The sequence below is a fragment of the Leisingera sp. ANG-DT genome (genome assembly GCF_000813785.1).
Lineage (GTDB): Bacteria > Pseudomonadota > Alphaproteobacteria > Rhodobacterales > Rhodobacteraceae > Leisingera.
In genome coordinates this window covers 1-19,513 of sequence record NZ_JWLE01000012.1, presented here as the reverse complement: position 1 = coordinate 19,513, position 19,513 = coordinate 1, and the positions used below count along the sequence as shown (strand labels likewise).

At 64.2% G+C, this 19,513-nt stretch carries 19 protein-coding genes and 1 pseudogene; 9 read left to right on the top strand and 11 right to left on the bottom strand.

The window, feature by feature from the left end; genetic code table 11:
- Nucleotides 1-214: 214 nt before the first annotated feature.
- The 3 genes from RA21_RS13605 to RA21_RS13595 all read right to left on the bottom strand — a co-directional run bounded on the left by RA21_RS13605 (nt 215) and on the right by RA21_RS13595 (nt 3,320).
- Entirely contained in the window at nt 215-1,939 is a 1,725-nt protein-coding gene (locus tag RA21_RS13605; RefSeq protein WP_039149761.1) for a DUF1217 domain-containing protein, read from the bottom strand.
- A gap of 251 nt (nt 1,940-2,190) precedes the next feature.
- A complete protein-coding gene (locus RA21_RS13600; protein ID WP_039149758.1) occupies nt 2,191-2,997 on the bottom strand; it encodes an FG-GAP repeat domain-containing protein in 807 nt (268 codons plus the stop codon).
- The gene (locus RA21_RS13595; RefSeq protein WP_019296814.1) at nt 2,997-3,320 is read right to left on the bottom strand and encodes a 2Fe-2S iron-sulfur cluster-binding protein; all 324 of its coding nucleotides are present in this window, start codon (nt 3,318-3,320) and stop codon (nt 2,997-2,999) included. The genes RA21_RS13600 and RA21_RS13595 overlap by 1 nt, the downstream gene beginning before the upstream one ends.
- 166 nt (nt 3,321-3,486) lie before the next feature.
- Between RA21_RS13595 and RA21_RS13590 the strand changes: the two genes are divergently transcribed.
- The 4 genes from RA21_RS13590 (at nt 3,487) to RA21_RS22005 (ending at nt 6,167) form a co-directional block, all read left to right on the top strand.
- Complete coding sequence (locus RA21_RS13590; RefSeq protein WP_152610547.1) at nt 3,487-3,945, top strand: OB-fold nucleic acid binding domain-containing protein; 459 nt, start codon at nt 3,487-3,489, stop codon at nt 3,943-3,945.
- Nucleotides 3,946-4,013: 68 nt separating this feature from the next.
- Entirely contained in the window at nt 4,014-4,544 is a 531-nt protein-coding gene (locus tag RA21_RS13585; protein WP_039149754.1) for a peptidoglycan-binding domain-containing protein, read from the top strand.
- A gap of 90 nt (nt 4,545-4,634) precedes the next feature.
- Complete coding sequence (locus tag RA21_RS13580) at nt 4,635-5,303, top strand: Crp/Fnr family transcriptional regulator (RefSeq protein ID WP_039149750.1); 669 nt, start codon at nt 4,635-4,637, stop codon at nt 5,301-5,303.
- Between the two features lie 345 nt (nt 5,304-5,648).
- Nucleotides 5,649-6,167 carry a class I SAM-dependent methyltransferase gene (locus RA21_RS22005; protein WP_052257656.1) on the top strand — a complete coding sequence of 173 codons (519 nt, stop codon included), beginning with the start codon at nt 5,649-5,651 and terminating at the stop codon, nt 6,165-6,167.
- 65 nt (nt 6,168-6,232) lie between these two features.
- Here RA21_RS22005 and RA21_RS13570 read toward each other — a convergent pair whose 3' ends face one another.
- From RA21_RS13570 to rpiA, 6 genes are all read right to left on the bottom strand, one after another.
- Nucleotides 6,233-7,720 carry a Do family serine endopeptidase gene (locus RA21_RS13570; RefSeq protein WP_052257655.1) on the bottom strand — a complete coding sequence of 496 codons (1,488 nt, stop codon included), beginning with the start codon at nt 7,718-7,720 and terminating at the stop codon, nt 6,233-6,235.
- Nucleotides 7,721-7,963: 243 nt separating this feature from the next.
- Complete coding sequence (locus RA21_RS13565; protein WP_019296807.1) at nt 7,964-8,158, bottom strand: DUF2065 family protein; 195 nt, start codon at nt 8,156-8,158, stop codon at nt 7,964-7,966.
- A complete protein-coding gene (gene hflC / locus RA21_RS13560; protein ID WP_019296806.1) occupies nt 8,158-9,036 on the bottom strand; it encodes a protease modulator HflC in 879 nt (292 codons plus the stop codon). Before hflC ends, RA21_RS13565 begins: the two co-directional genes overlap by 1 nt.
- Nucleotides 9,036-10,190 carry an FtsH protease activity modulator HflK gene (gene hflK, locus RA21_RS13555; protein WP_039149745.1) on the bottom strand — a complete coding sequence of 385 codons (1,155 nt, stop codon included), beginning with the start codon at nt 10,188-10,190 and terminating at the stop codon, nt 9,036-9,038. Before hflK ends, hflC begins: the two co-directional genes overlap by 1 nt.
- Before the next feature lie 79 nt (nt 10,191-10,269).
- Nucleotides 10,270-11,625 (bottom strand): glutathione-disulfide reductase, encoded by a 1,356-nt coding sequence (gene gor, locus RA21_RS13550; protein WP_039149742.1) that lies wholly within the window; start codon nt 11,623-11,625, stop codon nt 10,270-10,272.
- A gap of 331 nt (nt 11,626-11,956) precedes the next feature.
- On the bottom strand, nt 11,957-12,745 hold the full coding sequence (gene rpiA, locus RA21_RS13545) for a ribose-5-phosphate isomerase RpiA (RefSeq protein ID WP_019296803.1): 789 nt from the start codon (nt 12,743-12,745) through the stop codon (nt 11,957-11,959).
- Nucleotides 12,746-12,898: 153 nt separating this feature from the next.
- On the opposite strand from rpiA, the gene RA21_RS13540 reads away from it, so the two are divergent.
- Nucleotides 12,899-13,675 carry a methyltransferase domain-containing protein gene (locus RA21_RS13540; protein ID WP_039149738.1) on the top strand — a complete coding sequence of 259 codons (777 nt, stop codon included), beginning with the start codon at nt 12,899-12,901 and terminating at the stop codon, nt 13,673-13,675.
- A 121-nt stretch (nt 13,676-13,796) separates the two neighbouring features.
- On the opposite strand, the gene RA21_RS22335 is transcribed toward RA21_RS13540, so the two are convergent.
- Nucleotides 13,797-14,678: an alpha/beta fold hydrolase gene (locus tag RA21_RS22335; RefSeq protein ID WP_082008948.1), complete on the bottom strand. Its 882-nt coding sequence runs from the start codon at nt 14,676-14,678 to the stop codon at nt 13,797-13,799.
- Nucleotides 14,679-14,918: 240 nt separating this feature from the next.
- Between RA21_RS22335 and RA21_RS13535 the strand changes: the two genes are divergently transcribed.
- From RA21_RS13535 to RA21_RS13525, 3 genes are all read left to right on the top strand, one after another.
- The gene (locus RA21_RS13535; RefSeq protein WP_039149736.1) at nt 14,919-15,626 is read left to right on the top strand and encodes a glutathione S-transferase family protein; all 708 of its coding nucleotides are present in this window, start codon (nt 14,919-14,921) and stop codon (nt 15,624-15,626) included.
- On the top strand, nt 15,626-16,999 hold the full coding sequence (locus RA21_RS13530; RefSeq protein ID WP_019296799.1) for an L-serine ammonia-lyase: 1,374 nt from the start codon (nt 15,626-15,628) through the stop codon (nt 16,997-16,999). Before RA21_RS13535 ends, RA21_RS13530 begins: the two co-directional genes overlap by 1 nt.
- A gap of 199 nt (nt 17,000-17,198) precedes the next feature.
- Nucleotides 17,199-18,113, top strand: coding sequence for a DMT family transporter (locus tag RA21_RS13525; RefSeq protein WP_039149733.1), 915 nt, complete (start codon nt 17,199-17,201; stop codon nt 18,111-18,113).
- On the opposite strand, the gene RA21_RS13520 is transcribed toward RA21_RS13525, so the two are convergent.
- The gene (locus tag RA21_RS13520) at nt 18,110-18,775 is read right to left on the bottom strand and encodes a thiamine diphosphokinase (protein ID WP_039149800.1); all 666 of its coding nucleotides are present in this window, start codon (nt 18,773-18,775) and stop codon (nt 18,110-18,112) included. The genes RA21_RS13525 and RA21_RS13520 overlap by 4 nt on opposite strands.
- Before the next feature lie 140 nt (nt 18,776-18,915).
- On the opposite strand from RA21_RS13520, the pseudogene RA21_RS22885 reads away from it, so the two are divergent.
- Nucleotides 18,916-19,513: pseudogene (locus tag RA21_RS22885) on the top strand (chemotaxis protein CheA); the annotation flags it as partial.

Sequence of the window (19,513 nt, the reverse complement as noted above, 5' to 3'; positions counted from 1 at the left end):
CGCCAAACCTGCTGCCAAAACTCCGCCTGGCTGCATGCCAATGCATGGGAAACTGCGATCAGCCTTGTTCCGCCAGCCTGAAGGCACCGGGCAAGCTTTCAATCGTTGCCGCGGATACAGGCCGCCCTTGCCGGGCAACCGTGTCAAGCCGCAATGGCCGCTTTGGAAACTTGCAGATCATGCGCCTGCAGCCCAAGCTCAGGCGCTTGCTGCCCTAGAACCCGCCGATATCCGTCATCAGCAGGAACCGCCTGCGGAACTGGTCGAGCATGTCCGGCTCCAGCAGATCCGCGGGATGGGTGACCCCGAAGGCCGCCTGTGTGCGGTCCTTCATCTCACCCAGCTGCCGCTCGATATCCAGCTGGCCAAAACCGGAGGGCAGCACCAGCGCCGTCTCAAACACGGTGCGCAGCGGCGGCGATCCCATGATGTTGTACCAATGGGCGTTCTCGCTGCCGCCCTCATCCACCACCGCCTGCAGTTCGCGCTCAAACGCCAGCGCCAGCCGCATGTTGGGATCGGATTCGCCGATGGCAATCTCGAATTGCCGGGTGGTGTAGAGATCGGCAATCTCATCTGCAAAGCCGTCCGGGTATTCCTGCGCCTCTGTGCCCTTGTTGAAGGAGAAGGCGTAAGCCATTGCTTTCATGTTGTTGTCATGGTGCAGATTGGCATAGGAAATCTCCGAGGACAGATCCGAATCCAGCGTCTTGATCATCACGTTGAAATCGCTGTCCCGGTGGCTTAGCCCGAAGATGTCCAGCGAAGCCTCGAACAGGCTCAGGTCGAACACCAGCTCGGTGGCGGAGGACAGGCTGTCCAGCTTGTCGGTGATCTCGTCAGAAAACACCTGCATTTTGCTGACATGCTCCGGCCAGGTGTTCTGGAAGGCATCGGCAAAGTCGTAATAGGCAATGTTGTCCGGCTGGTTCACAAAGGAATTCGGGTCGCTCAGGTCCGATTCCAGCACTTGGCGCAGGAAGGTCTCGCCCCGGTCGCTGACGTTGAACTGGTCCAGCGCATCCGCCAGCAGCTCCGGGTTCTGCAGCAGTTCATCCGGGTCGGTCATCGCGTTGATGTCCGGATAGCCGAAGCCGAACGCGCGGGAGACGTTCAGATAGCGCGTGTCCTCCAGCTGGTTCACAAAGGAATCCGGATCGGTGGTGTCCGAATTCAGCACCCGCCGCAGGAAATCCTTGTTGGTGCGCTCCAGGTCGAAGGTCTCGATCACCGCCTGCAGCAGGTCTTCATCCTCCAAGAGGTCATCGGCGCTGGCCAGCCCTTCGGTATGCTGGTTGAACTCCGACACCAGCGCCTGGATGCTGTTGTCATATTCCGGCGGCTTGCCGAACTCGAACTGCTTGGCGAAATCGGCAAAGCGGGTATCGGTCAGCTTGTTGGCAAAGGAGTCCGGATCGCTCAGGTCCGACTCCAGCACCTTCTGCAGGAAGAACTGGTTGTTCTCCATCCCCTTCAGGCCCACGTTGTCCAGCGCCTTTTTCAGCAGCGTCTGATTGGACAGGAGGTCATCGGCGGTGGTGATGCCGGCAAATTCGCTGCCGCCCTTGGCACTGGGCAGCTGCGGGCCGTCCGGGCTGTTGAAGCCAAAGGTCTGCGCCAGCGCCAGGTAGCGGCTGTCATTGAGGCGGTTCACGAAGGACTTGGAATCACTCAGGTCCGAATCCAGCACCTTCTGGATGAAAGCCCGGTTGCCGATGTCCTCATCCAGGCCAAAAGCACCCAGTGTCACCTGCAGGAGATTGTAGTCGTCCAGCAGCTGGTCCGAGTTCTGGATGCTGGTGATGCGCTGCGTGAAATCCTGCACCCGGCGGTCCAGAATGGGCGATTTTTCAAACACTTCCTGCTGCTGGGCCTGGGTCCGCTGCAGGAAGGTCCAGCCGGCGATACCGGTGCCGAACACATAGGGTGTAAAACTCACGCGCGTGTCTCCTGTGAAAACATGCCCCAGCCGGCGCCGCCGGGCATTTCCCGTTTGCCGCAGGCTAGCTGAAGGGAATGAATATTTCGGAAACACCCGCGCGGCAGCGCGTTGAAGCATCCGCCCGCCGCAGGCCCTTGGGCAACAGTCAGCGCAGCTCTCCCGCCTGTTTCAGCCCATCCGGGGATGGGCCGCACCGTTGGGCCGCGCGCCGCGCAAGGCGCGGCGCGGACAGTTTGCCCCTGCTGCGCTCAGCGGCAGGCCAGTGCATCCGCCAGCCTGGTGTCAGGATCAAAGGGACCGATCTCCCGGGCAGTGATTTCACCATCCTGCAGCCGCGCGGCAATGATCCGGCGCCAGTCGCCGCTCACCATCACCAGTTCCGCGCCCTGCCCGCAGTCGCGGATACCGGAGGTGATGAAATCCTCGCCAATGCGGTGATTGGTCAGGCCCGCCTTGCTTGCCACCTCATGCAATGCGCCGTCCCGGAAGCGCCAGATGCGCAGGGTTTTCGCCAGATGCGGCCGGTCGATATAGGCGATTTCCACATGCCCGTCGCCATCCAGATCCGCCGCACCGATGGGCGCCAGCCAGCGGTTGCGGGTGCCGATATGCGGGGTTTCGGTGATCTTTTCGCCGTCCGCGTCATAGACCGCCAGCTGGGCGCCCGCGGCCACATCAGTCTCGACCACCAGCACCTCGGGGCTGCCGTCGCCGTCCACATCCGCCAGCCGCGGAGCAATGTCCTCGAACACATGGTCCTGCGGCAGGCGGATCAGGATTTCGGAGGTCTTGTAGTCCGCCGCCAGGGAAGCCCCGCTTCCCCCCGTGCTTGCAACCGTCAGCACCAGCGACCCGTATTCCACATCATCGCCCAGCACTGCATGGCCGTAACGGGTGGTGGGATCGCCGTATCCCGCGCCGATCACCCCGGCGCCGGCCTCCTGCGCCAAAGGGCCGGCCAGGGCCAGCCCCAAACACAACGCCCGCAATACGCGGCGGGCGGAACGGGGCCGGGCGCGCATCCGCAGACGCCGCGCTGCCGCCCCCGCAGCCATCAGATCTGCTTTTCGGGCATGTGCACCACGAGGCCGTCCAGATCGTCACTCACCTTGATCTGGCAGGTCAGGCGCGAGCGGGCCGGATCGGGCTCATAGGCGAAGTCCAGCATGTCCTCTTCCATGTCATCCTTGGCGGGCAGCTTCTCGACCCAGTCCGGCGCGATGTAGACATGGCAGGTGGAGCATGCGCAGGCGCCGCCGCAATCGGCCTCGATGCCCGGAATGTTGTTGTCGCGCGCGCCTTCCATCACGGTCAGCCCGTTGGCCACATCCACCACGTGCTGGGTGCCGTTGTGCTCGATATAAGTGATCTTTGCCATTCGTCAGCTCTCTTCCCTTTTCCGGTACTTGCGCGACTGTGTAGCCAAGCGCCCGCGCCGGTGCCACCCCCAATTGCGACGCCGCCCTGCCGCTGCTGGACTTTACCGCCTAATGTTCTATATTTGTTCACACTCAAATATTCTCAACCCCAGGGGGGATTTCCTCATGCCAGCCCCCGCGCGCCCTCCCGTGCCGGCCCGCTCCGATTTGCAAACCGGCCTGCAAACCGGACCGCGAACCGGCCAGCCCCGCTGGCCGCGCCCGCCCCATTGCCTGCCCGCCGCCCGGCTGCAGGAGCCGCCGGAAAACGCCCGCATCACCGTCGCGGGCCTGGTGATCCTGCGCCAGCGCCCCGGCACCGCCAAGGGGGTCATCTTCGTCACGCTCGAGGATGAGACCGGCATCGTCAACGTGATCGTCTGGCGCAAGATTTACGAAGCCTTCCGCCGCGCGGTGATCTCCGGGCGGATGCTGCGGGTCACCGGGCGGCTGCAGCGGGCGCATTCCGTCACCCATGTGATCGCCGAAGATGTGGAGGACATCTCGCCGATGCTCGACCTCCTGCTGGCAGATCAGGGCCGGACAGGCGATCCGGCCTTTGCGGATGGCGGCGAACTCGGCTAGGCTGCCGCCAAAGCAACGGCGCCAGCCCCCCGGGGACAGACAGAGGCGCCGGCATGAGGCACCCGGGCATGACGCCACCGATCTTTCTCCCCAGCCGGCGCCTGGCGCCTGCCCTGCTGCTGGCCATGCTTGCGGCCCTGACCGCCTGCGTCCAGCCGCACCCCGGCAACGAAACCTCCCGCGCCGGCCGCTACGCGCCGCCCGGCGCGCCCCCCGGCACCTGCTGGAGCACCCACACCTCCCCCGCCGTCATTGAAACCGTCACCAGCCAGGTGCTGGCCGAACCGGCGCAGCTGGACGCCAGCGGCCAGGTGATCCGCCCCGCCACCTTCCGCACCGAGACCCGGCAGGAAATCGTGCAGCCGCGGCAGGAGCAGTGGATCGAAATCCCCTGCCCCGAAATGATGACCCCGGACTTCATCCGCACCATCCAGCGGGCCCTGACGGCGCGCGGCCTCTACCGCGGCCCCGTGCATGGCCAGATGGACGCCGCCACCCGCAAGGCCGTGCAGCGCTTCCAGGCGCCGCTGGGGCTGGACAGCGGCACCCTGACGCTGGCCTCCGCCCGCAAGCTGGGCCTGATCGCCGTCGCGGGCTGAACCGCGCGGTTCAGCTCCCCGGTTCCCAGCTGGCAAAGCCTCTGCTAAGGTCCGCCCACCGGGCCAAAGACATAACATGAGACAAACACCATGCTGACCACCCGCCTGCCGGACACCGGCTTTCTCTCCGGTGCCTCCGGCCCGCTGCGCCGGATGCTGGAGAGCCAGGCCACCGAGGTGCGCCTGCGCCAGGGCGAGGTGCTGTTCGAGCAGGGCGACGCCGGTGATGCGCTTTATGCGATTGCCGAAGGCGCTCTGGAGTTCTCGGTGCTCTCCGCCTCCGGCCGCAAGCTGTCGCTCGACATGATGCGCCCCGGTGCGGTGTTCGGCGAGATCACCCTGTTTGACCCGGGCGAGCGCACCGCCACCGCCATCGCCGCCGAACCCAGCCGGGTCCTGCGCCTGCGCAGCGGCGACGTGCTGGCGCAGATCCGCCAGTACCCGGACCTGGCCGCCGACCTGTTGCGGCTGGCGGGCCAGCGGATGCGCTGGATGAACACCCAGCTCAATGAACAGGTGTTCCTGCCGATGCCGGTGCGGCTCGCGCGCAAGCTCTTGTACCTCGCACCCGAGACCAGCGACGGCCGCGTGGCTCTGTCGCAGGCGGAGCTGGCCGAATTTGTCGGCGCCACCCGCGAAGCGGTCTCCAAGACGCTCGCCGCCTGGAAGCGCAGCGGCCTCGTTGGCATCAGCCGCGGCGGCGTGCAGATCCTCGACCGCAGCGAACTGGCCGTGCTGGCGGAGCCGGATTCAATCTGACCCCGCCGCCGGATGCAGATTTCTGCAACAAAATCCGCCCTCTGTAATCCCGGTCACAGAACACGGCCCCGTACCGCGCCATAACGGCTTCATAGACGGCCATTATCCGTTCCATCCCAATGGCCGCCTGTCCAACAAGAGCCATGTGCCCGCCAGCGCATGGCTCTTCCCCTTTTTGCGCATCAGTTGTGCCGCCTGCCCCGGAATTCTGCGAGAATTCCGGCTCGGAAAACACGAGTTTTCCGGGCCGTTTCCCGCGCTGGGAAGCGGCTGCCCGCTGCCATCTCTCTTGTTCAAGAATTATTCACTTAGCCATTGCCAGACCCGGCCGCTACGGTGCCTCACATGGCTTATGACTACGACAAACTCTACCGTGACACCCCGGATGCGCTTGGGGCACCGTCCCCCGCCTTCACCGCCTTTTTTGAGGAGCTGGGCACACAGGCCCAGGACGTTCTGGATGCAGGCTGCGGCCAGGGCCGGGATGCGCTGTTCATTGCCCGGCTGGGCCACCGTGTCACCGGCATCGACATTTCCCCGCATGGCATCCGGGACATGCTGGCCGCAGCGCAGCGGGAAAACCTCGACGTGACCGGCATCGCCGCTGATCTCACCACATGGGCGCCGGACAAGGACTATGGTGTCCTGCTGTTTGACCGCACCCTGCATATGCTGGCCGCGCCGCAGCGGCGGGAACTGCTGACCCGCTGCCTGCCGCATGTGCGTCCGGGCGGCTGGGTGCTGATCTCGGATGAAAAGCGCAACCTGGAAGATTTCCGCCAGATCTTTGCCGAACAGCCCGGCAGCTGGTGCACGGCAAAGGACAGCCGCAGCCTCCTTTTCATGCAGCTGGCCCGTCCCTGAGCCAACGAAAAAGGCCGGGCATTTGCCCGGCCTTCCCTGATTTCTCAGCGGTTTCTAACCCCGGATCACTCCGACAGGTTCAGCGCCACAAAGCGCGGCTCGCCGCCGCGGCGCACCAGCAGCAGCAGCGACTTGCGCCCCGCCTCCTTGGCTTCGCTGACACGCGCTTCCAGATCGCTGATCGAGGCCACCTTCTGCTGGCCCGCCTCGGTGATCACATCACCCGCACGCAAGCCCTTCTCCCAGGCTTCCGAAGTCTCATCCACCGACAGGACGGCCAGGCCCTCGACATCCTCAGCCACATTCAGCTCAGCACGCATCTGGTCGGTCAGCACGCCGACCGACAGGCCCAGCAGCTCCTTCTCGCTGCTGCCCGGCGCATCGCCGCTGCCGCTCTCGCTGGAGGGGCCGCGCTCGGCGTCTTCACGGCGGCCCAGGGTAATCCGCAGCGTCTCGGTCTTGCCCTCGCGGTAGACCACCACGCGCACAGTCTTGCCAACCTCGGCATTGCCGACCTGACGCACCAGGCCGCGGGTGTCCTTCACATCGGCGCCATCAAAGCTGACGATCACGTCACCGGCCAGCACGCCACCGTCCTTGGCGGGGCCTTCCGGCACATCGGTGACCAGCGCGCCGCGGGCTTTTTCCAAGCCCATCGCCTCTGCCAGATCCGAATCCACATCCTGGATCTTCACACCCAGCCAGCCGCGCCGCGTCTCGCCGAATTCCTTCAGCTGCGCCACAACCTTGACCACAACGTTGGAGGCCATCGAGAACCCGATGCCGATGGAGCCGCCGTTGGGCGACAGGATCGCGGTGTTCACGCCGACCACATCACCGTCCATGTTGAACAGCGGCCCGCCGGAATTGCCGCGGTTGATGGCCGCATCGGTCTGGATGTAGTCGTCATAAGAGCCCGACAGCTCGCGGTTGCGGGCCGACACGATGCCTGCGGAAACAGAGAACCCCTGCCCCAGCGGGTTGCCCATCGCGACCACCCAGTCGCCGACACGGGCAGTGTCGCTGTCGCCGAACTTGACGTATTTCAGCGCCGACGGCGCCTCCACCTTCAACAGCGCGATATCGGTGTTGGGATCGGTGCCGATCACCTTGGCCGGCAGCAGCTCCTTGGGCTGGCCTTCGCCGGGGAAGAACTCGATCTCAATCTCGTCGGCCCCGTCGATCACGTGGTTGTTGGTGACGATATAGCCGTCCTCGGAAATCACAAAGCCGGAGCCCAGCGCCGAGGAGCGGCGCGGCCGGGTGCCATTGCCGTTGCGGTCCTGGAACTCACGGAAGAAATCCTCAAACGGCGAGCCTTCCGGCACGATGCCCTGCGGGCCGGTGCGGCCCTCGACAACGGTGCTGGTGGTGATGTTGACGACCGCGGGGCTGACCTTGTCGGCCAGCGGCGCCAGGCTCTCGGGGCGGGCCATTGCGGTGACCGCCTGCATCAGCAGGACTGCCATGCTCAGCACCAGAAGCCAGGCCAGCCGGATCATCGCGCCGCTGCCGCCTGTCCGGCCGGAAATTGCAATTGCCTGTGGCTGCACGGATCTACTCCTTGTCATTTTCAATTCTTCTCCCCTGCCCGGACAGGCGCAAACGCCGCATATGCCGGGCAAAGTCTTATGGACCCAATGTAGGAACTCTCCCCTGTCCCGCAACAAATGTTGCACGGAATAAAGCCGCTGTGATCCGGTTTTTGCCCTGTAACAGCGGGGGAGGCCCTGCTGAGGCTATCCTAGCAGGGAAAGATTACGGTTTCGCTGAAAAATTGGGGGGAAAGCGCCGCTTTAAATCCCCAGACGGAACGCCAGCCAGACCAGAATGAGACCCAGCGCCAGCGCCGCCAGACCTGCATTGCGGCGCTGATCTTCACTCAGCACCCGCAGCATTTCCAAGAGCCGCTCCACAAGCGAAGGGGCCAGTGCGTACACCAGCCCCTCTGCAATCAGTACCAGCCCGAGGGCCAGGAGGATGAACCCCATTACTGGACAGCCTTGCCGCCCGAGGACTTCAGGTAATTGAAGAACTCGTTGTCAGGCGACAGCACCAGCGAGGAATTGCCCGCCAGCAGCGAATTCGCATAGGCGTTCAGCGAGCGGTAGAACTCGAAGAACTCCGCGTCGCGGCCATAGGCCGAAGCAAAGATCGCGTTGCGTTCGGCGTCCGCTTCACCGCGGATCACCTCGGCTTCGCGCTCGGCTTCCGACACCAGCTCAACCTCGGTCCGGTCGGCCTGCGCGCGCACGCGCTGCGCCGCCTCTTCACCGCGGGCAATCTCGTCCGCCGCTTCCCGTTCCCGCTCAGCGCGCATCCGGGCAAAGGTGGCTTCCAGGTTGGCCTGCGGCAGGTCGGTGCGCTTCAGCCGCACGTCGATCACCTCAAGACCCAGCTGGCGCGCCTGGGTGATGGCGCCATTGCGGATCCGCAGCATCAGCGCGAAACGGTCCGAGGACAGGATGTCGTTGGAGCTGACGGAACCCAGCACCTCACGGGTCTGTGCCCGCATGATCTTGTCCAAACGCAGTTCCGCGGCACCAATGCCGCCGCCGCCGACGGCCTGACGGAAGGTATCCACATTGGCAATCCGGTAGCGCGAGAACGCATCCACGATCAGGCGGCGGTCATCCAGCGGGGTGACTTCCAGCGGACCGACTTCCAGGCTCAGGATGCGGTCGTCATAGCGCACCACATTGTCGATGACCGGCAGCTTGAACGCCAGGCCCGGGGCTTCCTTGATGTCCACCACCCGGCCAAAGCGAAGAACCAGCGCCTTTTCCCGCTCGTCCACGATGAAGATCGAGGACAGCACAGCAATCGCCGCGACCACCAGGACGGGCAGAAGAAGAGTAGATTTCCGCATCAGTTGCCCTCCTGCGATTTGCGCAGTTCATTGAGCGGCAGATAGGGCACGACGCCCTGGCCTTCGCCGCCTGCAGTGTCATCCAGGATGATCTTGTCGACCCGGCCCAGCACCTCTTCCATGGTTTCCAGGTACAGGCGCTTGCGGGTCACTTCCGGCGCTTTCTGGTATTCCTCCAGAACCGCGGTAAAGCGGCTCGCCTCACCCTGCGCCTCGTTCACAACCTGCGCACGGTAGGCCTCGGCCTCTTCCAGCGTCTGTGCGGCCTGGCCGCGGGCGCCTGCCAGCTTGCGGTTGGCATAGGCATCGGCCTGCTTTTCCAGCCGGTCGCGTTCCTGGCCTGCGGACTGCACTTCGCGGAAGGCGTCCTTCACCGGCTCTGGCGGGTCGGCGCCGTCAAAGTTCACACGCACGATGTTCACGCCGCTGTCGTAACTGTCCAGCGTCGATTGGATCAGCTCTTCCAGACGGGCGGTGATCGCACCACGGTCACGGTTCAGGATCGGCGCAAGCTCAGACTGGGCGATGATCTCGCGCATCGCCGATTCCGACACCGCGTTGATGGTTGACCTAGGGTCGCGCAGGTTGAACAGGAACCGCGCCGGGTCAGAGATGTTCCACACCACCTGGAAATCCACGTCGATGATGTTCTCATCCCCGGTCAGCATCAGCCCGGCGTCAGAGCCGCGCGCGCCGGAGCCGATGTTCTCGGTCTGCTCCACCCGCACGGGGATCACTTCCTTGGTGACCAGCGGCCAGGGCGCAAAGTTCAGGCCCGGCTGCCCGGTCGAGGAATACTCGCCCAGGAACAGCTCCACCGACTGTTCTTCCGGCTTGACGGTATAGATGCTGGCAAAGCCCCACAGCACCGCGCCGGCAATGACCGCCAGCCCCAGGGTGCCCTTGGTGAACAGCGGCGCGCCGCCGCCTCCGCCGCCGCTGCGTCCGCCGCGGCCGCCGCCGGATCCGCCGCGCCCGCCCATCAGCACGCGCAGCTGCTCCTGGCCTTTCTTCACCAGCTCATCGATTTCGGGGATCTGGGGATCTTCCGGCTTACGGCCGCCGCCGTTATTGCCGCCGTTGTTGCCCCGGTTGCCTCCTCCGCCGCCGGAGGAGCCACCGCCCCCCCATGGGCCACCGCTATTGCCCGCCATTTGTCTCCTATCCGTTTGCTGCCGCCCGCAAGATACCGAATTGGGCGGCATGAGTTCTCATTCTTGCCGGTTTGCCCGCTCAGGTCGAGCGCACCGGAGTTTTCAAAGTTACCAACTCTTCCGACATTGTGGGGTGCACCGCAACCGTGCGGTCGAAATCTTCTTTGGTTGCCCCCATTTTTACCGCGATTCCGGCCAGCTGGATCATCTCGCCCGCACCGGGTGCGACGATATGGCAGCCCAGCACCTTGCGGGTGGCCTTCGAAACGATCAGTTTCATCAGCACCCGCTGCGCCCGGCCGGCAAAGGCCTGCTGCATCGGTTTGAACGAGGTCGCATAAACCTCAACCGGCTCCTGCTCGCGCGCTTCTTCCTCGCTGAGGCCAATGGTGCCCATCTCCGGCTGGGTGAAGATCGCGGTCGGGATCAGCGCGTGGTCGGGGCTGGCCGGATTGCCCTTGAACACGGTCTCGACAAAGGCCATCGCCTCGCGGATCGCCACCGGCGTCAGCGCCACCCGGTCGGTCACATCGCCGATCGCATAGACCGACGGCACTGAGGTCTGGCTGTATTCATCGACGATGATCTCGCCCTTGCGGCCGCGCTGCACACCGATCTCTTCCAGCCCGAGGTTATCGGCATTGGGATGGCGGCCGGTGGCATACATCACCTTGTCGAACAGCCGCTCCTGGCCGTTGGTGGATTTCACCCAGATCTTATCGCCTTCCTTGCGCATCTCCAGCACGTTGGTGCCCAGATGCACGTCGATGCCGGCCTGGCACATCTCCTCGCTGATCAGCCCGCGCGCCTCGTCGTCGAAACCGCGCAGGATCTGCGCGCCGCGGTAGAATTGCGTGGTCTTAACGCCCAACCCGTTCATGATGCCCGCAAACTCGCTGGCGATATAGCCGCCGCCGACAATCAGCAGGCTTTCCGGCAGCTTGTCCAGATGGAACATCTCGTTCGAGGTGATCGCCAGTTCCGAGCCCGGGAACTCCGGCACCGTCGGCCAGCCGCCGGTGGCAATCAGGATGTGCTTGGCGGTCTTGCGGGTGCCGTCGGCCAGCTCCACCGTGTGGGCATCGGCCAGCTTGGCACGGCTGTCAAAGCTCTCGACGCCGTTGTTCTTCAGGATATTGCGGTAGATGCCTTCCAGCCGGTCCAGCTCGCCATGCAGCTTGCCCTTGAAGGCATCCCAGTCAAAGGCACCGGCCTTGATGTCCCAGCCATAGGCCTGCGCGTCCTCGAACATGCTGGAGTATTCAGACGCGAACACCATCAGCTTCTTCGGCACGCAGCCGCGGATCACGCAGGTGCCGCCATAGCGGTCCTCTTCCGCCAGCGCCACCTTGGCGCCTTCCTGCGCCGCCACCCGTGCCGCCCGCACCCCGCCGGAGCCGCCGCCGATGACAAACAGATCGTAATCAAAGCTCATGAAGTTCCGCCCTTTGCATTTCTTGATCAGGTGTATCCCATAACGGACCACCAAACGCCATATGCCCAAGTGGGCGTTCCCGCGCCGCATTCAACCTTTTGCATTGAATTTGCACAGGGTTGTGAGGCGGAATTCCGGTTTTCCGCCCCCCCATGGGCAGTGCATCCGAAGAAAACGGAATTCGGCGCGAATTCCGTCCTGAAATCCTGCGAGGATTTCAGACCCGTCTCCGCCGCCAGCTTTTAGAAGCCCTGCCCCCGGTTTCCGCGCCGGAAACCGGGCCGGATTCCTCGCAGGAATCCGGTTTGCAAAACGCGGAACGCAGCCGCACTCAATCCATCAAATCGGTGAACAGGTTGTCGGTTTCGACAAAATCCAGCTTGTCCTTCTCGACGGTGCCTTCGTTGATGTCGCGCACCTCAACACGGCCGTCGCCATAGCCGATCACCACCGTGTCGCAGATGTCAATGAACAGCCCGTTCTCGATCACCCCGGGGATCTGGTTCAAGACCAGCGCCAGCTGACGGGCATTGCCGATCCGTTTCAGATGCAGGTCCAGCAGGTAATTGCCCTCATCCGTCACAAATGGCGCCCCGCCGTTCATCCGCAGGGTGGAGCTGCGCCCCATCACATCCATCGACACCAGCGTCTCTTCGATCAGCGCCTGGCTGCTCTGCCAGCCGAACGGAAGCACCTCCACCGGCAGCGGGAAGGCGCCCAGGGTCTCCACCATCTTGCTGGCATCGGCAATCACCACCATCTGGTCAGAGGCCGTGGCGACAATCTTCTCCTGCAGATGCGCGCCGCCGCCGCCCTTGATCAGGTTCAGGTCCGGATCAAACTCATCGGCGCCATCAATGGTCACATCCAGCCACTTGGCCTCATCCAAAGAGACCACAGGGATGCCCACGTCCCGCGCCAGCGCCGCGGTGCGGCTGGAGGTCGGCACCGCGGTGATCCGCAAACCCTCCTTCTGCACCAGATCGCCCAGGCAGCGCACCAGCCAAGCCGCAGTTGACCCGGTGCCAAGCCCCACCCGCATACCATCTTCGACCATCTCCGCCGCCCGCTTGGCCGCAACGAATTTCGCCTTGTCGATGGGGGACAGCTCTCCGGTCATCGCGGATCTCCATGCAAACGCTTTCCCCGCTGTTATAGGCGGTTAGCCGCTTCCGCGCGAGGGGGCTTTTGCGCCCCGCCTTCCGACCGGCTGGAAATCCCGCCCGTTCGCCCTAGTCCTCTTATGCGGGCGGATGCGGACGGAGGGACAGGAATGCTGCAATTCGACAAGGAAACCACCCGCGTGCTGGAGGATGCCTACCAGGGTGCCGACATTTCCCGGCGGCGGCGCGCCAGCTTCGACGCGCTGGCACCGGCACCGGGCGACCGCATCCTGGACCTCGGCTGCGGCAACGGGCTGCTGACAGAGGAACTCGCCCGCGCGGTCGGCCCCGCGGGCCATGTGACCGGGCTGGACGCCAGCCCCGACATGCTCGCCGCCGCCCGCCAGCGACTGCAGGAACGGGAAAACACCACCCTCACCGAAAGCGATGCCGCGACCCTGCCGTTTGAGCCGGAAAGCTTTGACAAGGCGGTCTCGGTGCAGGTGTTCGAATACATCACCAGCCGCCGCCCGGTGCTGCGCGCGGTGCACCATGTGCTGAAACCGAACGGCCGCCTGGTGATCGGCGACATCCACTTTGACACCTTCGCCTGGCACAGCGACAACCGCGCCCGGATGCAGCGGTTCCTGGATATCTGGGACAACCATCTGGCCGACCGCACCGTGCCCGCCCGCCTGCCGGAAGAACTGCGCGACAGCGGCTTCACGCTCGAAACGATGCACCCCGTGACCATCTGCGACACCAGCCTGCGCCCGGACGGCTTGGCCGCCATGATGATCCGCCTGATCCGCGCCTATGCCGTTCAGACTGAAGCCACCGATGAGGACGACGCCGCCGCCTGGGCGCAGGAACAGGAGGAACTGGCGGCGGAGGGGCGGTTCTTCTTCTCCCTCACCCATTTCGTCTGCACCGCCCGGCGGGTCTGAACGGGCAGCTGCCCTCCGCGCAAGGCGCAGCAACTGCTGTCTTGAACCGGCTGTTTTGTGCGGCAATTCAGAACGCACGCTGAGCGGACGAAGCGGACTTTCAAGTTACTGAACCTTACAGTTAAACAGAGCGCAAAGAAGCATTCCCCAGAATGAACTCTAACATCGCATCAGCCAACAGGTCTGGCCTTTGAACAGGGCCGCCATGACTTACGCCCGGTACTTTTCTTAGTATTGCGTTGTCGATGCTGTTGCTCGTGTGCTCAGCCATTAAACGGTACTGATCAAGTGAGTTTTCTCCGTACAAGATTAAGGTCGGGCATTTAATTTGAGCAAATTCCTCAGGTGACAGTGGTTTGGCAGGCTCTGCATTAAGATCAGGCATCATCGTATGGCAATTTTCCAAATGAACCTTTTGAAAGTCTGGATGCAACTCAAGAAAACCACCTGCTGGCATGCTATAGACAGCCTCAAGACCTACCCGCATACCTGTCTCAAGATCGCCCTTCTCCGCCAATTCATAGGCTGGCTCTAATCGGTCCCACGCAATTTCGCGAGCATGCGTTAGTGGGCCATTTTCTTTTGGCGGTTCGCACTCAAACGATGGCTCAAAGATACTTAGCGAAAGCACTTGTTTGGGTATTGTCGCCGCCGTGCGTAACAGAATTCCACCTGCATAAGACCACCCAGCGAGATGGACCGGCTCCTCCAATTTTTCCAATATGTCGATCAGGTCTTCTGTATGGACACGGCGCGCGAAAGGTTTGTCGTTTGGCCAGTGCCAGTCCCCAAAATGCCGCTGAGTGTAAGCCATGAACTTAGCTCGGCGGGAAACGGGTTTCCAAAGACCGCACCAGATACGATGATCGGCCCATGCTCCATGAACAAACAGAACAGGTGATCCGCTTCCTTCAACTACCATCGGGAAACTGATTTCTTTGACTGCAAATGCCAACGGGGCTGGCATCCCGGCCAAATCGATTTCGCTCAATTCTCGGCTCATTACAGCGAGACTAAATCAAGCAGCATTTTGAGGCAATTTGAACTTGGCGGGCAATCACAACGCGCGCCCCTTCGGCGTCCGCTTCGGGCTCAAAACAGAGCTGCGCAACGCATGACCCGCTCGGCGTCCTTCCGCCGCTTCGGGGCCTCTTGACCAAACATATATCACAAAGGCGGGTTTCCTATTGGAAACGCCGGAAACGGACACATATTCTGCCGGTCCGAGTTATAATGTTGCGCTATGAAACCCGAATACCGCCTGCACTACGCCCCTGACAACGCCTCACTGGTCATCCGGCTGGTGCTGGAGGAGCTTGGCCTGCCCTATGAAACGGTCCTGGTCGACCGCCGGGCAGAGGCGCAGAACAGCCCCGAATACCGGGCGCTGAACCCGGGCGGTCTGATCCCGGTGCTGGAAACCCCGGACGGGCCGCTGTTTGAAACCGCCGCGATCCTGCTGTGGCTCTCCGAGCGCCACGCCGCGATGGCACCGCAGCCCGGCAGCGCGGAGCGCGCCGCGTTCCTGAAATGGCTGTTTTTCGCCTCCAACACGCTGCACGCCGACCTGCGGATGCTGTTCTACCCGGACAAATACATCGGCGATGCCGAGGCAGATCAGCAGCAGCTGCAAAAGGTCCTGCGCCAGCGCCTGCATGTGCATCTGACCAGCCTCAACCAGGCCGCCGCAGACCGCCCTTCCTGGCTCGGCGCGCCGCAGCCGTCGGTGCTGGACTATTACCTTGCCTGCCAGATCCGCTGGATGGCGCTTTATCCTGCGCAGGCCGACAAAACCTGGTTCACCCTGGCCCATTACCCCAGCCTGCAGCAGATCTGCGCCGCGCTGGAGCACCGCCCCGCCGTTACCGTGGCACGCGAGGCCGAGGGCCTCGGCGCCACCCCGTTCACATCCCCGGCCTACGCCAATCCCCCAGAAGGATCAGCCACCTAATGTTCCTCTCCGTTTTCGACATGTTCAAAGTGGGCATCGGCCCGTCGTCCTCCCACACCATGGGTCCGATGGTCGCCGCCGCGCGCTTCCTCGACATGATGCGCGCCTCGCCGTTCGAATTCCACGGCCTGCGCGCCTCGCTGCACGGCTCGCTTGCCTTCACCGGCGTCGGCCACGCCACCGACCGCGCCACCATCCTCGGCCTCGGCGGCTTTGTCGCCCACGACTATGACGACGCCAAGGCCGAGGCCTTCCTGGCGGAGCTGGACAAGACCCATACCATGCACCCCGAGGGGCTGGGAGAACTGCACTTCGACCCCAAGGCGGACATGATCTTTGACTATGATCACGCGCTGCCGGGCCACGCCAACGGCATGATCCTGATGGCAACGGATGCCCAGGGCGACGTGATCCTCAAGCAGGTGTTCTACTCGATCGGCGGCGGCTTTGTCGTCACCGAGGAGGAACTGGCCGCGGGCAAGGCCACCGACGAAGGCGACCCGGTCCCCTTCCCGTTCAAATCCGCGGCAGAGATGCTGGAGATGGCCAAGGCCAGCGGCAAGTCGATTGCCGAGATGAAGCGCGCCAACGAGATCTCCCGCGGCTGCTCCGACAGCCTCGCCAAGGGCACCGCCCGCATCTGGCAGGTGATGAACGACTGCATCAACCGCGGGCTGGAGCGCGACGGCATCCTGCCCGGCGGCCTCAAGGTCCGCCGCCGTGCCAAGGGCATCTATGACGCACTGATGGCCGAACGCGGCATGAACCTGACCGCGCCGCACACCATCAACGACTGGATGAGCGTCTATGCGATGGCGGTGAACGAGGAAAACGCGGCTGGCGGCCAGGTTGTGACCGCGCCGACCAACGGCGCCGCAGGCACCCTGCCGGCGGTGATCCGCTACTATCTCGACCATGTGCCGGGCGCATCAGAGGCCCATGTTGAGGATTTCCTGCTGACCGCCGCCGCGATTGCCGGCCTGGTGAAATACAACGCGTCGATCTCCGGCGCCGAGGCAGGCTGCCAGGCTGAGGTCGGCTCCGCGTCGGCAATGTCCGCCGCTGGCCTCTGCGCCGTCATGGGCGGCACACCGGAACAGGTGGAAAACGCCGCCGAGATCGCACTGGAGCATCATCTGGGCATGACCTGCGACCCGGTGAAGGGCCTGGTGCAGGTCCCCTGCATCGAGCGCAACGGCCTCGCGGCAATCAAGGCGGTCTCCGCCGCGTCCCTCGCCCTGCGCGGCGACGGCCAGCACTTCGTGCCGCTGGACGCCTGCATTGAGACCATGCGCCAAACCGGCGCCGACATGCACGACAAGTACAAGGAAACCTCGCTCGGCGGCCTCGCGGTCAACGTGCCGAACTGCTGAGTTTCATGTCTCAGTCTGCCGCTGCCGGAGCAACCAAACACAGGTTAGCGCCCGGCACCGAGGGTGGGCGTTTCGCGCCCGCCCTGGGGGCGGGGACGGGCGCGAACCGGGCCGCAAGCGGCCCGGGGTCTATCTCCGCAATCCGTCCCGCCTTCAACCGCACCTTGTAAGTTTCCCCCACCCCGCCTAGCCTGCCGCCATGACACAGGACCGGCCCCTCCTCGGCATCGCCCTGATGCTGGGCTTCTGCATGGTGATCCCGCTGGGCGACGCCATCGCCAAACTGCTGACGGACCGGGTGCCGGTCGCGCAGATCGTCTTCATCCGCTTTGCCGCCCAGGCCGCAATCCTGCTGCCGCTGGCCCTGGCCCTGCGGTTGCCGCTCAGCCTGTCGCGCCGGGTGGCACCGCTCTTGTTCCTGCGCACGCTGTTGCAGATGGGCGGCATCGGCGCGATGTTCACCGCCTTCCGCTACCTGCCCTTGGCCGACGCGGTGGCCATAGCCTTCGTGATGCCCTTCCTGATGCTGCTGCTGGGCAAATACGTCCTGCACGAACAGGTCGGCCTGCGCCGCCTCGGCGCCTGCGTCGTCGGCTTTGCCGGCACATTGCTGGTCATCCAGCCCAGCTTTGCCGCGGTCGGCTGGAACGCGCTCTGGCCGCTGCTGGTTGCGGTGATCTTTGCGCTGTTCATGCTGATCACCCGCAAGATCGCCAAGGAAACCGACCCGATCGCGGTTCAGGCCGTGGCCGGCGTCATGGGCACCGCGCTGCTGGCACCGGTGTTCCTGATCGGCGATGCCGCCGGCATGGCGGCGCTGTCCACCGCCCTGCCGCCGCAGGACACCTGGAGCCTGCTGGCCGCGGCCGGCGCGCTTGGTACCGTGGCGCATCTGATGATGACCTGGAGCCTGCGCTTTGCCCCCACCTCCACCCTCGCCTCGATGCAATACCTGGAAATCCCGGTGGCCGTGTTCTTCGGCTGGCTGATCTTCTCGGAACTCCCGAACACCCTCGCGGCTTTCGGCATCCTCCTGACCATCAGCGCAGGGCTTTACGCGGTGATGCGCGAGCGCAAGGCGTCAGAAACCGAAGAGCGCATCAACCCCGCCTAGCGGTCCAGCCGGACCGCCCCCAGCACATCCGCAAGCAGCCGCCGCGGCACAATCGCCAGCAGCCCCGGCCCTTCCGCCTCCAGCCGCACCGGACCCGTCGCCCGGTTCGAGGTGCCGATCCGCCCCATCGGCGACATCGTCAGCCCGTCAATGGGCCACTCCAGCCCCTCGGAGTGCCCCTGCACCTCCTGCATCGGAAACAGCGAAATCACTTCACCCGCCTCCGCGGGCAGTTCCACCGCCCGGGTCAGGTGAAAGATCACCTCCGTCTCCCCCACCAGCACAACCGGCACGTCATGCCCCTGCACCAGGGTGCTGAACGCCGCCAGCTGGTGATCCACCCGCGCGCCCAGGAACCCCACCGCCAGCACCGCCGGCGCCGCTATCATCCTCAGCGCCTTGTCAAAATCGGTGCTGTCCTGCTCCGCCACCGGGTGCAGGCTGTCCGGCGGCAGCTGCCCCCGCACGTCATCGCTCAGCGAGTCAAAGTCCCCGATCACCGCCCGTGGCACCTGCCCCGCCGCCAGCGCCGCCGCAGCGCCGCCATCCGCCGCCACCAGCACCGGCGCCAGCGCCAGCGCCGCCTCCAGATCACCGGAGGCCACTTCCCCGCCGCCCACCAGCGTGATTGGTTCCGGAACGTCTACAATCTTAGTATTCATGCGGTCCATTCCCGCCTATTTTGGAAACAAGACACATTGTGAACACAAAATGATACGATCAATTGCACGGATTCGAGCAAAATTGGTCCTTCCAGCCTTTATGGTGAATGACAACCTATGTGACGAAGACGAGCGAGCTGATGGTACATAACAACAAAGTCTTGACCGTATCCTATGGAACCTTTTCCTGCACATTGGAAGGGTTCGAGGATTCCTTCGGCACAATGAAGGCCATTGCCGAGTATTTCCGCGACCTTGCCGCGGATGACCGCTACTTTGGCGCCGAACCGCCGCAGCCCGATGCCGATATGCTGGCCCGCATTGCCCAGCGCGAGATCGCCCGCCAGGTCGAGGCCCGCACCAGCGAGGGCGGCATCCACCTGCGTGCCGCCACCCCGGCGCTTGGCGCCGCCGCTGCCGAAGCTGCCGCACCGGCTCCCACCGCTGCACCTGCCCCGGCGCCGGCGCCTGCCGCAGAACCGGTTGCCGAACAGCCCGCGCCCGCCCCGGCGGAAGCTGAAGTTCCGGCCGCCGAAGCGGAAGCCGTGGCTGAAACCGAAGAATCCGTGGCCGAAACCGAAGAAGCTGCCGCAGACGTGATCGCCGCCGAAGCCTCCGAAGCCGCCGCCGAGGCGGTTGCAGAAGAAGCCCAGGCCGCCGCTGCCGAAATCGAGGACGCCGCGGAAGAGGCCGAAGCAGAAGAAGCCGCAGAAATCATCGCCGAAGCCGAAGCCGAAG